Raw genomic sequence first — 15,278 nt, forward strand, 5'->3', positions numbered from 1 at the left:
TAGCAGACTCTTGGCATAGTAAAAAAGTCAATTAAGGAGATACAAATGAAATTCGGTCTTGATATTGGTCACAATTGCCCTCCCGATAGTGGTGCAAAGGGAATTAAATCCGAAAATAAGTTAACAATGGAAGTGGGTAATAAGGTTATAGCTAAATTAGAAAATTTAGGACATACAGTAATTGCCTGTAAACCGAATAGTGCCAGGACAGTAAATCAATCTTTAGGTAGCCGGTGCGAAAAAGCCAATAGTAACCGAGTAGATATTTTTGTCTCTATTCATTTTAATGCTTTTAATGGACAAGCTAATGGAACAGAAGTATTTGCTATCAGCGACGCTGGCAAAAAAGTTGCCCAAAAAGTATTAGATGAAATTGTCAAATTGGGCTTTTTTAATCGTGGTGTTAAAAGTGGCTCACATTTGTATGTTCTCAGAAGAACAAATATGCCAGGAATTCTTATAGAATGTTGCTTCATTGATTCTGCCAAAGATATACAACTATATGATGGTGAAACAATGGCTAATGCGATAGTTGCCGGGTTGACAGGTAAAGTAGCAAATACTTCTGTAAATCCTGCTTCTGATGTGCCTGTAAATCCTGTGCCTAATGCTCCTGTAAATACTGTTATAGATGAAGAACAGAATAAAGATAAGAGCATTCTCAGACTACAAAAAGCTTTAAATCGGCTGAAAATTACTGATAAAAATAATCGGACCCTAGTCGAAGATAATAGCATGGGACAAGCTACATCTTCCGCAACGGAAAAATTTCAGAGAATTGTGGGAGTTTTACCCACAGGAATAGCAGGTAATACCACCTGGGATGCCCTCAATCAAATATTAGCTAAACGAGTTGTGCAAGGAACTCATACTAGTGGTGTAATTATCAGATATTTACAATATCGTGTCGGTGCTGATCCTGATGGTATCTATGGTCCACAAACAGAAGCAGCAATCAAGAAATTTCAACAACAAAACGGTTTAACTGCTGATGGTATTATTGGGGCAATTACTTGGCAAAAATTGGTAGGTTAGATAAATTTTTATTTAATTTATTGATCCCTAATTCCTCAAAGAATACTACTGATAAATAGGGAGTAAATCTCCCTCTTCCTATCTGCGAAAATGCAAAATTGGCATAGCAAATAAACCCCAAGCCAAACCCGTAATTAAACCAAAAGGGGTAACAATATAATTATTAAAATCCCATAAACCGAAAATCTGCGCTGCTAATTCCAAGGGATAAGCCATCATCAACACACTAGCAAAAGCCGCACCAGTCCAAGCATATTGACTTAACCAAAAAACGCCTTTGCCATTAGTTAAACCATACAAAATCCGAGTCATCAATAAACCTGATACCGTTCCATAACAGCGCATACAAACCGCCATAATGAAAGGTGGAGATAACTCCAAACCCATAGTAGGCTGCGGACATACATGATTACCCATAAAGTAAATAATGTCCGCAATCCCCGGAAGCAAAAACACAGCAGACGCAGCCAAAAAAGGTGCAATAGGGGGACCAAAAACCATCCCAGCTAACAGGAAATCAGCCAAAAAACTTACCCAATTAACTTGTTTAAACTGTAAATCTCTTAGTAAAATAGCCCGTTGCATTTTTCTCTGTGTCCTCTGTGCCTGGAGTGGTTCGTTTATTTAATTATAAATCATCATCTGGATTTATACCCATTTCCCGTAGACGTGCTGCTAATTTTGCAGCTTTAACTTCTGCTTTTTCAGCCCTTAATTTTTGTAATTGGGCTTCTTCCTGACCTACCAATAACAAATTACTATCTAAATCCCACCAGCGTAGCCAAAGTTGTTCAGGATTATTATAGAATAATAACCTAAAGCATCTCCCTCTTTATCGTCTAAAATGGCTATCCAAGTTTTAGCAATTCCCTTTTTATCATTTTGTTTAGCATATTTTTTCAGATATTCATTTAATTCGGAAACACCACAATCAAAGTTATCCCTAATAACTCTTTTGTCATTTATAGAACAAATTATATATGTCATGTTTATTATTGATATTCTTTTTGATAACGTTCAATCGCTTTTCTTAATTTAGGATTAATTGCTGATGGATTTTCTATAGATGAAATCACAATTTCCCAATCTTTATCAGAAAGATTAATTTCCTCACTAATTAAATTATTCTCGATTTTTTCAGCTTCATTGAGAGCAATTGCTAATAAATATTCATTCAGACTTACTCCTTTAACTAAAGCAATTTGTTCTAGTCTTTTTTTATCTTTTGTGCTAATTTCTAGGGAAATTATTTCTTTATCATTAACTTGGATAGCCATAATATTATCCTCATTTAACCATCACTATTGTAATAATAACAAATTTCCATATTGTGATGCGGGCAAAAGCCCGCAATTTTGACTAAAAAACTATGCGGTTGATATTAACCTACATTAGCAACATAAGGACTCGTTAACTTATCCAATTGCTGAGTTAACAAACTGAGGAATAAACCCACATCTGTCACCACACCTACAGATTCTATTGAACCGCGATCGCTCAATTTTGTCACCACAGCCGGGTTAATGTCCACACAAACCATCTTCACACCAGCCGGAGTCATATTTCCCACCCCAATAGAATGCAGCATGGAAGACAGCATCAGAATCATGTCTGCACCTTGGATGATTTGGGAATATTCCTGTTGTGCTAAAATCAGGTTCATTTGGGTATCGGGTAAGGGACCATCATCCCGAATTGAACCAGCGAGGGAAAAGGGAATGTTATTTTTCACACATTCATACATCACCCCACTTTTCACCACTCCCGCTTCTACAGCTTTAGCAATGCTACCAAAACGGCGGATAGTATTAATTACTTTTAAATGATGTCGGTGTCCACCACGCACAGCTACACCCCGCTTCATATCCACACCCAGGGAAGTACCCAAGATATTTTGTTCCATATCATGAACAGCGATCGCATTTCCACCCAAAAGACCCTGTACATAGCCTTCTCGCACTAAGCGACAGAGATGTTCACCCCCACCTGTATGAATCACAACGGGTCCAGCAGTGATAACTACTTTACCACCGCTATCCTTGATTTTACGTAATTCCCAAGCCACTTGTTCCACAACTAATTCCACCCGTCTTTCGCTGGAAACACCGGAAGACATAAAGCTGAACTCTTGGGAATTGCGTTGTTCGCGTGATTCGGCTTTGCGAACGGTGCGAATACCGAACACATCCACAATTACTTTATCGCCTATTTCTAAATCACGGAGGAGTTTGCATTTTGCTACTATACCATTAGGAGTTGTGGAAATAGCGATCGCTCCATCCATGCGTTGATTTTGCACCTTCAGCCATTGTCCATTTACCCGAATTTCAGTGGGATAAATCGTGCTGACATAGAAATCATCAGGAGCAACACCCGCTTGGATCACAGGTTCTAACTTAGAATCTCGTTCATCTTGGGGTAAATCAACCGCACCCAAATCAATCAACTGGGAGATAATTTCTTCCATCACATCGTGAGATGGTGCAGATACCCTCACCTCAGCCGCAGATGTACTTTGACGTTGTTCTCCCAAGTTGAATTTGAGAACTTGGAAACTTCCCCCCATTTCCACAATTAAATCTAAAGCGCGGTTAATTAAACCTGCATCTAATAAGTGTCCTTCCATGCGGATGACACGACTTTCTACAGAAGCATTAGCGTGAATTTCCTCGCCAATAGGTTCTGTTACCCGCAAAGTCAAGCATTTAGCCGCACCACCGGCTTTGAGAAATTCCTTTAATGGTGTTTCAATAACTTGAAAACCAACCTCTGCTAACCGTGATTTTAAACTCTCACTGGTTTTGTTCATAATCACGATGCTATCCACATTCACCGCATTACAAGCAAAGTTGACAGCATCAGCTTCTTCAATAGCTATCCGTTTTTCGGGTGCGACGCGCATTTCAATCACGCGGTTGGAGTAGGAATCAAATGCACCAGGATAATACAGCAAATAACCATTCGCCAAAGGACAAAAACAGGTATCAAGATGATAAAAACGCTCATCCATTAAGCGTAGAGAAATCACCTCAATGTCCAGCCATTTAGCCAGGTAGGGGTGAGAATCTAATTCTGACCGAAAACCATATCCAGCCCATAACCAGCGTCCTTCTCGGTCGAGGAGTGCGTCACCAGCACCTTCAAAGGGGAGGTCTTTGGGAAGTGTGTAAACATTAAAACCATTTTGTTCAAACCACTGTTGAAAATACGGTTCTTCACCTTGACGTTCTTTATGTAAAAAGCGGCTGAGAACGACATTTTGACCAAGGACTAAACCCGCATTAGCACTGAATACCATATCAGGCCAGCCTTTTTGGGGAGGCACTAAATCAACAATGGCGTGATTTTTAATTACATTGTATAATTTATTCCATTGCTCTACGGCGCGATCGCGTGATGACTTATGAATATTCCCTTCCATCCAAGGATTAATCACATAATCCACATCATAATGGTCAGGAGCGCACATCAAAAACCGAATTTGGGAAACCATAAAAATCTTACTAACTTCTAAAATGCTACTAATTTCTTCTGGATACAGAGTTTTGGTGTTTTAATTCTGTCAAATCTGCTACTTAACCTCTACCTTTTGCTCTTGGTAGGCTTTACAAGGATATCGTTATTATTCTATAACTGCTAGGGACAATGTGAGAGATAGGCAAAATGGTTGTATTTGAATGTAATATTAACTTGTTAATTGATGGGTGATTCTGATTATTGGCTTAACTTGCTCTACAATAATTAAGTTATGGAGTTTTTTATTATGCCCCCTACCCTAAAAGCAGTCTATCGTAACGGCACATTCATTTTGGAAACAGCCTGTAATTTACCTGAAGGTTCTGAAGTGGAATTACTCATCCAATCAAATTTTGTTGTTTTACCTCCCATTTCCGATGTAGAAAGTAAACAACGTTTTCTCAAATCTCTAATTTCACGAATGCAGCAAAATCCGATTCCATTAAATGCACCTCATTTTACACGGGAGATGCTGCATGAACGCCGTTGATACTAAAATGGTATTTTCTATTTGGAATATAGACGAAAAATGAAAATCAAATTCTCTAACTTAGGCAGTATTCAAGAAACAGAGTTAGATTTGCGTCCTTTGACAGTAATTATTGGACCTAATAACTCAGGTAAAACTTATATTGCTTATTCTACCTATGGTTTATGGCAGCGTGCTGGTACAAATATCAATTCAACCAATATTACATCTGATCAATTAGGGATTGAACAGAAAGGTGAAGGTCTTTGGTCACTGAAAATAGATAATAAGCTGCTGGATTTTTTTATCAGAGAGTCTGAAGAGATGTCCAGGGTTTTTAAAGGAGAAATTCTAAAATCATTTTTTCAAGATTCAAGTGGTAAACTTTTTTATCAAACATCATTTGAGATGATAATTTCTCGCCAAGAAGTCAAAAATGCAATCAATAAATTAATTCAGGAAGAATATTTACATTTAGCAGATACTACTTATTATAAAATAAGTTATCAAGATGATATTTTATGCTTTGAACTCCAATCTAGAGATTTAGCTAAAACTGAACAAAATAACTTAAATATATCAGAATTTATGCGTGCTTTTAAACATAAACCTGATGTAATATTTATCCTTAACATTAAACGGAAACTTTTTGGTAGCAGCTACCCATTCCCTGCGGAAAGAAATGCTTTTATAAATACCTATAAAATCTTACAGAATAGACGATATGAACTTCTTAAAAAAAATAAAAGAGAATTATTTAGTAACAGTGATTCAGTAAAACAGCTTAGTTTATTTGATGTGTTAAAAGATCAAACCGATCAAGATGATATTCGTTATTCACAAGCAGTAGAAGATTTAGAAGATTTTTTAAATTTATTATCTGAAAGCGATCAAGATGATGTTCGTTATCCACAACCAGTGGAAGATTTTTTACATTTATTATCTGAAATAGAACTTCAAACAATACCGAAGATTAATCCAATAAATAAAAACGAATTTCAGAAATTAGCAGATGAAATTGAAAAACAGCTACAAAACAAAAATAAAACTAATTTAAAACCTACTAAGCTAGGTGGAAAAGAAATAAAAGTTTTAGTTAAAAAAGGTTTAGAAATTGATCTATATAATGCTTCTTCTTCTATCAGGCAACTTGCACCATTACTTTTATATTTAAGATATCGTGCAAGTAAAGGTGATTTTCTGGTAATAGATGAACCAGAAATGAACTTACACCCAGAATCACAAGCAAAGCTGCTGGAAGCATTATCTATTCTTGTTAATCTTGGTGTAAGAATTTTACTCACAACCCATAGTCCATATATTATGGCACATCTGGAAAATTTAGTTAATGGTAATCATAACAATCCTGAACTATTAAAACATCAATGTTCATATTTATATCTTCAAGATGAAAGAGCATTTTTACCTATTGATCAAGTTAGCGCGTATGAAATGAAAGATAATAAATTAGTTTCATTAAATGATCCAGATTCCGGTATTAAATGGGATACTTTAAGTGATGTTTCTGTAGATATTCAACAAAAGTTTTTTCAAATTTATGAAGCAGGACAAGGAAAAGCAGATGAAACAGAAGAATAATCCTGCTCAAATTCTCAAAGACAAACAAGATAAACTCAATTGGCAAAATTTTAATTTTCTAGAAAATATGCTGGTTTTTGCTACAATGCGTACAATGCCAGGAAGAAATGCTCCACAAGAAAGTGGAGTACATTTTCGTATAACTTTAGATTCTCAAAATGATGCTATATGTATTTTATTCAAAATAGATAGAGATCATTGTAAAAATGATCCTTTAATAAGAGGTGAAAAAGTCAAAAGAGCAGATTATATGTCTCTTTATATTGATTCTAAATCTTGCATTTGTACAATTATTGAAATGAAAGGTAAAAGTAGTGATGAGTTGAAACATGGAATAGAACAAATTTTAGAATTAAGAGATATTTTAAAAAGTGAAATTTCTGATCATTTACCTACAAAACTAAAAATTAAATTTCAAGGAATTTTATTAACTCCATTTACTTCAAGAGTTCCCAAGAAAGAAATAGCCGAAGAGGCTTTAAAAGGTTTCATTATTTTACCAATTCAATATAAGAATAAGGCTGAACTATATCCTTATGTTTCTAAGTTAAATGAATGGACGGACAAATATAATCATCAAGAAATTACTGAATCAAATACTTTATTTATTGAAGAAATTTTAACAACAAGAGCATTACCAAAACGCATACAAGATGAATATTATTCTAAAAACTTTTCAAATGGTCAGGATAGAGAAGGAATTTATATCAACTATTTATTATCAAATGATATCAATCATGTAACTTTAGTATCAAATAGGCAATTTATTAAAATTAATATAAAAGAATCTGAAGACAAAGGAAAAATCGAAAAAGAATTAAAGTTACTTAATCTAATAAATAGATTAGCAATCAAGTTTTCAAATAACCAAATATCAAATTATGACAACTAACACAGCTAGTAATCAAAGCTTTAAAACACTGTTACAAGGTTTAGGAAAAGCTTCCGAAAGTCAAATTAAATCGGTTTTAGCCGAACGTGAAGTGGTACAACCAGAAGCAGAATTAACTCCTGAAATTATTACTTCTCTTCAACAAAAAATAAGTAATGCAACGAGAGTGTAAAACAAAAAACAAGTAATGGTGGGTTACACCGTTGCTAACCCACCCTACAATAGAAAGCAATATTTGCTGTTATAAAAACCTATTTGTTAGGTTGAGGAGTCATCCGCAAATAAGGTTTAATTTCTTCATAACCTTTAGGAAACTTAGCCTTGAGGACTTCAGGATCTTTCAAAGAAGGGACAATCACCACATCTTCACCATCTTTCCAGTCTGCGGGGGTAGCAACACTGTAATTATCAGTTAATTGCAGAGAATCAATGACGCGCAAGATTTCATCAAAGTTGCGGCCAGTGCTGGGAGGATAGGTGAAAGTCAGACGGAGTTTTTTGTTGTTGTCAATGACAAACACAGAACGCACGGTAACAGTCGCCGCTGCGTTAGGGTGAATCATATCATAAAGTTCCGAAACTTTACGATCTGGATCTGCCAAAATTGGGTAATTGAGAGTGGTGCTTTGGGTTTCTTCAATGTCACCAACCCAGCCATTATGAGATTCTACATCATCAACACTCAATGCGATCGCTTTCACATTGCGTTTGTCAAATTCTGGTTTGAGTTTGGCAACTGTGCCGAGTTCGGTGGTGCAAACTGGTGTAAAGTCAGCAGGATGAGAAAATAGTACCACCCAGCTATCACCAGCCCAGGCGTAAAAGTCAATTTCCCCATGAGTAGAGGCTTGAGTAAAGTTAGGTACTGTATCACCAAGACGAAGAGTCATGTAAGATTCCCTGTATTCTAAAAAGACATCTATATTCTACCGTGACATTATGACACAAAAGACCGATTATCCTATCGGGCTATCGCGGTTTGCAACAAAATTTTAAGTTAGGTGTTCCTCAACTTTTGAGACTAATTCATTTGTCCAATGGTGGACAAGTTCAGCATTAGCGGCCTCTACCATAACTCTAATTACAGGTTCTGTTCCCGAAGCCCGGACGAGGACTCTGCCATTATCACCCATTGCGACTTCGGCTTTAGCGATCGCTTGTTGCACAGGTTGACAACTTTCCCATCCTAAGCGTCGTTCCCGATCTAATACTCGCACATTCCGTAAGATTTGGGGATAGGTTTGGAAACTTTGATCTACCATTTCTCCCAAGGAAAGATTAGCCTCTTTCACTAGCGCTGCAATATGCAAAGCTGTTAATAAACCATCTCCAGTCATGGCATAATGACTACACAGGATATGTCCCGATTGTTCTCCTCCCAACATTCCCCCAGTTTTCTGCATTTCCGCTTGCACATATTGATCACCAACAGCGGTACGAATTAATTTACCACCTATTTGTTCCCAAGCTCTTTCAAAGCCTAAATTAGCCATAACAGTGGAAACTATCAAGTTATCTGGGAGTTGTTGTTTTTGTTGTAAATGGCGACCCCACAGGTAAAGAATGTAATCACCATTAACGGATCTGCCCGTATTATCCACAGCTAAAACCCGATCTGCATCGCCGTCAAAAGCAAAACCCATATCGGCTTGATTGGCGACTACAGCGGCTTGGAGAATATCCAAATGTGTAGAACCGCAATTGACATTAATGCGATCGCCATCTGCCTGATTATGTAAACAAATGACCTCCGCACCCATTTCTGTAAATACCGCCGGTGCTAAACCCACCGCTGCACCCCAAGCTAAATCTAAAACAATCTTCATGCCTTGGAGAGTCAGTCCAGATGCTAAAGGTGTTTGGATAGACTGGCTATATGTTTTAATTAACTCTGTTCGTGAATAATGTCTGCCGCAATTATTTATGTTCAAATCGGGGGATAATTGACCTCGTAATCCCGCCTCAATTTCCCCTTGTAGGGCTTTGGATAACTTTCCACCCTGGGCATCAAAGATCTTAATTCCATTGTCTTCTGGGGGATTGTGGCTGGCGGAAATCATGATTCCCCCAATGGCATTAGTGATGCTGGCCAGATAGGCTACACAAGGTGTGGGGCATAATCCCAAATACCACACTTCTAAACCAGCAGCGGTTAACCCAGCACTCAAAGCCATGGCTAACATATCACTGGAGTTTCTGGAGTCTTGTCCTAGGATAATTGGTCCTAGATCAGTGGCATAATTACGGAGGACAATTCCCGCCCAAAAACCCACTTGTAAAGCCAAAGGTGCATTCAGTAAGTCTCCCACCTTGCCGCGAATGCCATCTGTACCAAATAAAGCATTGGTTGGTAGTGGTATGGAATTGAACATCCCACTATTTTCAATTTCGGAAATGCAGTCTTGAGTTCGAGCCATTGATGAAACCATAAATTTAAAAACTCCACACAATCACACAGGACAATAGCACTTTCTTCCATTATCCTTGACGTTAATAAAACGCCAAAGGAACTCATTGCTTAATTATTTTTAATATAAATTCTCATCAAATAGTTTTAATCTTACGTTTTAATGGGGTTTTTTCACCATTATGGGCAGAAAACTTTCACAGTTAATTTTTTTACAGTTGAGAATTTTAATATGAGCAGCAATTTAGCAAGCAAATTACGCATAGGTACAAAGAAAGCACACACCATGGCAGAAAACGTGGGTTTTGTCAAGTGTTTTTTGAAGGGAGTTGTGGAAAAAAACTCCTACCGCAAGTTGGTTGCTAACTTTTACTTCATTTACTCGGCTATGGAAGAGGAAATGGAAAAACACAAGCATCACCCAATTTTGAGCAAAATTTACTTTCCTGAACTTAACCGCAAGCATACCTTGGAGCAAGACTTAACTTACTACTATGGTTACAATTGGCGAGAGGAAATTAAATTATCTGCTGCGGGTGCGGCTTATGTAAACCGGATTCGGGAAATTTCTGCGACTGAACCAGAATTATTAATTGCTCATTCCTATACCCGTTATCTAGGTGATTTATCCGGGGGACAAATCCTCAAAAATATTGCCCAAACGGCGATGAAATTGGGTGAAGGTGAAGGAACTGCTTTTTATGAATTTGCAGATATTACCGATGAGAAGGCATTTAAGGCTAAGTATAGAGCCAATTTAGATGCTATGCCTATTGATGATACTACAGGCGATCGCATTACTGAAGAAGCAAATGCCGCTTTTGGTGTGAACATGAAGATGTTCCAAGAGTTGGAAGGTAATTTGATTAAAGCGATTGGCATCATGGTTTACAATGCCATGACTCGGAAACGGACAAAAGGTAGCACTGAATTGGTAACTGCTGATTGACACTCTAATGAGATACAAACTTGAATTATGAAACTCTTGTAGTGCGGGCATCTTGCCCGCTACATAAGTACCTCATCACACCGGAAAGTGTTTGAAAAGTTGCCGGCGATTATAAATCGCTACTACACCTAGGGGTGTAATAAATTAGACTTTTCAAACACCCCCTTAGAGAAAGAAGCAGAAGCAGCCGCAGGGAGTAGATGGTAGATTTCTCCAACTGACAACTGACCTATTTCACAAATTTAGGCATGATTTCCGCAGCCGTGAATAAGCCATAAATGCCGCGTTGATGCAATTCCTGAGCGGCTTTGAGATAACCAAAGGCAGGACCACAGACATTAGCGGCCATGCTGGTTTCATCGCCTAATGTAAAGGTGTGAGTGGATATCTTCCCCTCAAAGGTACGTCCTGTAATTTTCACATTGGTACTTAGGGGCTTTTTAGAGTTGCGGGTATCAACAACACCACCAACTGTGACTCTATCCCGTGAACAAATTCCCGCGACTTCTAGCATGACATCATCGGCGTGTTCCATATTTACCAAAGTTAACACACCATTAGTTTGATCGAGTAATGCTTCTACTTCTGCGTCAGTCATGGCTCTAGCGGCTTCTACACTATAACCTGGCATATGACCAATATCTTCCCGAACAGTGGCGCGGTAGGCTTCCCAGTTAGCAATTCCCACACCGAAGGTAATTTCCACGTTGTGAATTTCGGCGTAACTTTGGGCAGCTAAAGCGGCGGCGGCGGTTAACAGTCCAGGAGTAGCACCACAGCCAGTCATGTATGTAATTCCCGCTGCTTGCAGTTCGTCTTTCATGGCCAGGAGTTGTTCGACTGCACTGGTGCGTTTAATGGCATCCACTAGGACACCGCGCCAACCTGCTTTAATGAACTCTTTGGCTACCGAGGGAATAAAGTCATTAGGAAGGTTGGGTAAAGCCAGAAAATAACCATCTACAGGTTGACCGGTGGCGATTAAATCCTGAATACTGCTATTGCTTAATGTTCCAACTGGTTCTAAATAACCGACTGTACCTTGATTTTGGTAAGTGGTAATACAAGCTTGAGTATTTAAGCCTTGGGTGGAATAAGCGTAGCCCTTTTGGTCTGCGGCTGCAACTAAGATCATTTCTCGTTTGCTGACGAGGAGTTTTGCTGCTGCTTGTCCGAGTCCACCAAATCCCAGGACTCCGACGCGAATAGGTTGGTTTGTTGGTTGTGTGTTCATAATTAATTTAGTAAAGCGGCATAAACCTAAATTTTCAGATAAAACCACTATTATATCAATACCTTTGCCAAATGGAAAAAAATATTGATTTATAGATTGGGTTGTGGAACGTTTACAAAGCAATAGCATCAAACCCAACACAGCAGAAAAATGGCCAAGGTATTGAGGGTTAATTATGCTTGATTTACATTTTTTCGGCAATAATTACCAATTGTGAAAGTGAGATTACGGAATGTGGGATATAGGTAGTTCACTTAGTTTCCATCCAATTATCCCCCGCATGAATATCAACGACTAAAGGAACAGATAAAGAAACAGCATTTTCCATTAGCGACTTAATTTGTGGTTGCAATTGGGACCACTCTTGGGGAGGAACTTCAAAGACTAATTCATCATGAACTTGTAACAATAACCGCGCTTGATAGTTCCTCAGAACTGCATGGAGTTGCACCATTGCTATTTTGATAATATCCGCACTAGAACCTTGAATTGGTGCATTGGCAGCAGAACGGAGTAACCCAGCATCATATTGACCTAAATTCTTTAACTTCTGCAAATTAATATCTTCTAACTTACTACCTTTTAACTGCCGTAAACTATTACTAGTAAACTCAAAATAACGTCGTCTACCCAAAATAGTTTCCACATAACCATAAGCAATAGCTTCTTTTTTCACTTTCTCCAAATATGCAAAAACATTGGCGTATCTTTCATTAAATCGCTCAATAAACAATTTCGCATCTATCGGATTTATTCCCGTTTCTCTGGCAAACTTTTGCGCTCCCATACCATAAATTACCCCAAAATTAATCGTCTTCGCAAAACGTCTTTCATCTGAACTAATATCTTCTTTCTCAAAGACTAATTTTGCCGTTACAGTATGAATATCTTCATTTTGCTGATAGGCTTGAATTAATACAGGTTCTTGACTCAAATGCGCCAAAATCCTTAACTCAATTTGTGAGTAATCAGCAGCTACCATTAACCAACCTGATTCCGGTAAAAACGCCTTTCTAATTTGTCGGCTAAAAGCAGTCCGAATGGGGATATTTTGTAAATTGGGATGAGAAGAAGATAACCTACCCGTAGAAGTTGCAGTTTGGTTAAAATCAGTATGTAATCTTTGGCTTTTGGGATGTACCAAAGCTGGTAAAGCATCTACATAGGTAGATTTTAATTTTGATAAAGTCCGATTTTCAATAATCGCTTCTACAAATCCAGTATTATCAACTTCTTGAAGTTTTTCTAAAGTTGCAGCGTCTGTAGAATAACCAGTTTGAATTTTGCGAGAATATTTGGTACTTAAACATAATTTCTCAAAGAGAATATGACTCAGTTGTTTAGGAGAACCTAAATTAAATTTTTCCCCAGCAATTTCGGTAGCTGTTATTTCTAACCTTGCTAATTCTATTTCTAACTGCTGTGAAAGTTCTTTGAGATAAGCTGAATTAATGCGAACTCCTGTATATTCAAGTTCCGCTAAAACTGCTTCTAACGGTTGTTCAACTTCATTCAACAGTTTATATAAAGTTGGTGTTTCTGCTAACTTATCCCGTAATTTTGGTACTAAGCCAAATGTGGAATAAACATCCATTCCGCAATAATCAGCAACCGCAGAAATACTAATATCAGCAATAGTTTTCCCTTTGGGAACTAAATCTCCATAACTTTTTCCACTTAATCCCAAATATCGCAAAGATAAATCAGTTAAATTATGACTGCTATCGGGATTAATCAAATAACTGGCTAGCATAGTATCAAACACCACTCCAGCCAAATTAATGCCTTGACACCGCAGAATTAACCGATCAAATTTAGCATTTTGTAAAGCTTTGGGATAATCAGCACTTTCCAAAATTGGCCGCAGTGCTGCTAATACCAAATCTCGATTTAAATTATCACCGTTTTTATGACCAATAGGAATATAAGCAAGTTCATTTGGTTCTGTTCCCCAACAACAACCAATTCCCACTAAATCTGCATCTCGTGGTTCTAAAGCAGTAGTTTCTGTATCCCAAGAAACGGGATTTTCTGGATTTGTGAACTTTCTTAAAAGTTCTACCAATTCCGTTAATTTAGCTTCTGTATTAATAATGCGTGGTTGAATCGGTGAAGCATTTTGTTTTATTTCTTGTGCTGTGTCTTCTGCACTAAAAAACCACAAATCATCGTCTGTTTCGGCGATTATTTCCGATACTTTATTTTCTACAACTTCTCCACCAAACTTTAGTTGGATCTCATTAATTGTCTCTAAAAATCTTTTAAATTCTAATTTCTCTAAAATTGGGATGAGTAAGCTATTATCAAAACCTGTTAATTGACAATCTTCCCAATCAATTTCTAAAGGAACATCACAAACTATCTTGGCTAAATAGCGAGATTTTTCCGCGTCTTCTTTACCAGTAATTAGTTTTTTCTGAGTTGCACCTTTAATATCATCTATAGCTGCATAAATTTCTTCCAGGGAATTATAAGTATTTAATAGTTGTACTGCTGTCTTTTCACCAATTCCTTTTACTCCCGGAATATTATCTGATTTATCACCACATAAGGCTTTAAAATCAACAACTTGTGTCGGGAATACTCCTAATTTTTCTTTAACTTCTTCTGCTTTAAATTCAGCAATACTATTTGTAGAATGTTTTAAAGCTTCTGGAGTAAAATTTAAAACTGTAATTTCTTTATCAGCATCAATTAATTGAAATAAATCTCTATCCCCGGAAAGTATTTTAACTCGATACCCAGACGCTGCGGCTTTTTGTGCTAATGTTCCCAATACATCATCTGCTTCATAACCAGGTGCAGTAAGTATGGGCAAATTCAAGCTTTGCAGTAACTCATAGAGATTTTCTAAGTCGGGAATAAAGTCTTCTGGAGTTTCTGCACGTCCAGCTTTATAAGTATCATCAGCTTGATGACGAAAAGTAGGTGAACCCAAATCAAAAGCCACAGCTACTGCTTGGGGCTGTTGTGTAGCGATTACCTCTAACAAACATTTAAAAAAACCAAAGCAAACACTGGTAGGAATGCCAGCTTTTGTACGAAGTCCACCATCTCTACCTTTAGCAAAAGCAAAATAGGAACGAAAAGCTAGTGAGTGTCCATCAATTAAGATGAATGTAGGCTTGTTGATAACTGAAGAATTAAAAGTCAACTGCTTAACCGAATCGGGAAACT

At 37.5% G+C, this 15,278-nt stretch carries 15 protein-coding genes; 6 read left to right on the forward strand and 9 right to left on the reverse strand.

The window, feature by feature from the left end:
* Positions 1–45: 45 nt before the first annotated feature.
* Positions 46–1,035: an N-acetylmuramoyl-L-alanine amidase gene (locus AN490_RS16655; RefSeq protein ID WP_300005600.1), complete on the forward strand. Its 990-nt coding sequence runs from the start codon at positions 46–48 to the stop codon at positions 1,033–1,035.
* Positions 1,036–1,113: 78 nt separating this feature from the next.
* Here AN490_RS16655 and AN490_RS16660 read toward each other — a convergent pair whose 3' ends face one another.
* The 5 genes from AN490_RS16660 to AN490_RS16680 form a co-directional block, all read right to left on the reverse strand.
* Positions 1,114–1,620, reverse strand: a complete 507-nt coding sequence (locus AN490_RS16660; protein ID WP_300005602.1) for a DUF2085 domain-containing protein — start codon at positions 1,618–1,620, stop codon at positions 1,114–1,116.
* 43 nt (positions 1,621–1,663) lie between these two features.
* Positions 1,664–1,789, reverse strand: coding sequence for a hypothetical protein (locus AN490_RS16665; RefSeq protein WP_300005604.1), 126 nt, complete (start codon positions 1,787–1,789; stop codon positions 1,664–1,666).
* 8 nt (positions 1,790–1,797) lie between these two features.
* Positions 1,798–2,022, reverse strand: coding sequence for a hypothetical protein (locus AN490_RS16670; protein ID WP_300005607.1), 225 nt, complete (start codon positions 2,020–2,022; stop codon positions 1,798–1,800).
* Positions 2,023–2,027: 5 nt separating this feature from the next.
* Positions 2,028–2,312: a DUF1778 domain-containing protein gene (locus tag AN490_RS16675; protein ID WP_300005609.1), complete on the reverse strand. Its 285-nt coding sequence runs from the start codon at positions 2,310–2,312 to the stop codon at positions 2,028–2,030.
* A gap of 104 nt (positions 2,313–2,416) precedes the next feature.
* Positions 2,417–4,528, reverse strand: coding sequence for a TIGR00300 family protein (locus AN490_RS16680; protein WP_300005611.1), 2,112 nt, complete (start codon positions 4,526–4,528; stop codon positions 2,417–2,419).
* A 270-nt stretch (positions 4,529–4,798) separates the two neighbouring features.
* On the opposite strand from AN490_RS16680, the gene AN490_RS16685 reads away from it, so the two are divergent.
* From AN490_RS16685 to AN490_RS16700, 4 genes are read left to right on the forward strand one after another with little or no spacing between them, the layout of a single operon-like run.
* Positions 4,799–5,041 carry an antitoxin family protein gene (locus AN490_RS16685; protein WP_300005613.1) on the forward strand — a complete coding sequence of 81 codons (243 nt, stop codon included), beginning with the start codon at positions 4,799–4,801 and terminating at the stop codon, positions 5,039–5,041.
* A 39-nt stretch (positions 5,042–5,080) separates the two neighbouring features.
* Positions 5,081–6,619, forward strand: coding sequence for an AAA family ATPase (locus AN490_RS16690; RefSeq protein ID WP_300005615.1), 1,539 nt, complete (start codon positions 5,081–5,083; stop codon positions 6,617–6,619).
* Positions 6,603–7,511 carry a hypothetical protein gene (locus AN490_RS16695; protein ID WP_300005617.1) on the forward strand — a complete coding sequence of 303 codons (909 nt, stop codon included), beginning with the start codon at positions 6,603–6,605 and terminating at the stop codon, positions 7,509–7,511. Before AN490_RS16690 ends, AN490_RS16695 begins: the two co-directional genes overlap by 17 nt.
* Complete coding sequence (locus AN490_RS16700; RefSeq protein ID WP_168632986.1) at positions 7,501–7,683, forward strand: hypothetical protein; 183 nt, start codon at positions 7,501–7,503, stop codon at positions 7,681–7,683. Before AN490_RS16695 ends, AN490_RS16700 begins: the two co-directional genes overlap by 11 nt.
* 79 nt (positions 7,684–7,762) lie before the next feature.
* Here AN490_RS16700 and AN490_RS16705 read toward each other — a convergent pair whose 3' ends face one another.
* Together AN490_RS16705 and glmM are read right to left on the reverse strand one after the other, a co-directional pair.
* The gene (locus AN490_RS16705) at positions 7,763–8,401 is read right to left on the reverse strand and encodes a peroxiredoxin (protein WP_053538479.1); all 639 of its coding nucleotides are present in this window, start codon (positions 8,399–8,401) and stop codon (positions 7,763–7,765) included.
* A 102-nt stretch (positions 8,402–8,503) separates the two neighbouring features.
* Positions 8,504–9,940 (reverse strand): phosphoglucosamine mutase, encoded by a 1,437-nt coding sequence (gene glmM / locus AN490_RS16710; RefSeq protein ID WP_300005621.1) that lies wholly within the window; start codon positions 9,938–9,940, stop codon positions 8,504–8,506.
* Positions 9,941–10,150: 210 nt separating this feature from the next.
* On the opposite strand from glmM, the gene AN490_RS16715 reads away from it, so the two are divergent.
* The gene (locus tag AN490_RS16715; RefSeq protein ID WP_300005623.1) at positions 10,151–10,867 is read left to right on the forward strand and encodes a heme oxygenase (biliverdin-producing); all 717 of its coding nucleotides are present in this window, start codon (positions 10,151–10,153) and stop codon (positions 10,865–10,867) included.
* Positions 10,868–11,096: 229 nt separating this feature from the next.
* Here AN490_RS16715 and AN490_RS16720 read toward each other — a convergent pair whose 3' ends face one another.
* Positions 11,097–12,230 (reverse strand): saccharopine dehydrogenase-like oxidoreductase, encoded by a 1,134-nt coding sequence (locus AN490_RS16720; protein WP_300005625.1) that lies wholly within the window; start codon positions 12,228–12,230, stop codon positions 11,097–11,099.
* A gap of 121 nt (positions 12,231–12,351) precedes the next feature.
* Positions 12,352–15,255 carry a DNA polymerase I gene (gene polA, locus AN490_RS16725; RefSeq protein WP_300005627.1) on the reverse strand — a complete coding sequence of 968 codons (2,904 nt, stop codon included), beginning with the start codon at positions 15,253–15,255 and terminating at the stop codon, positions 12,352–12,354.
* Between the last annotated feature and the right edge of the window lie 23 nt (positions 15,256–15,278).

The sequence above is a fragment of the Anabaena sp. AL09 genome, from assembly GCF_001672255.1.
GTDB classification, from domain to species: domain Bacteria; phylum Cyanobacteriota; class Cyanobacteriia; order Cyanobacteriales; family Nostocaceae; genus Dolichospermum; species Dolichospermum lemmermannii.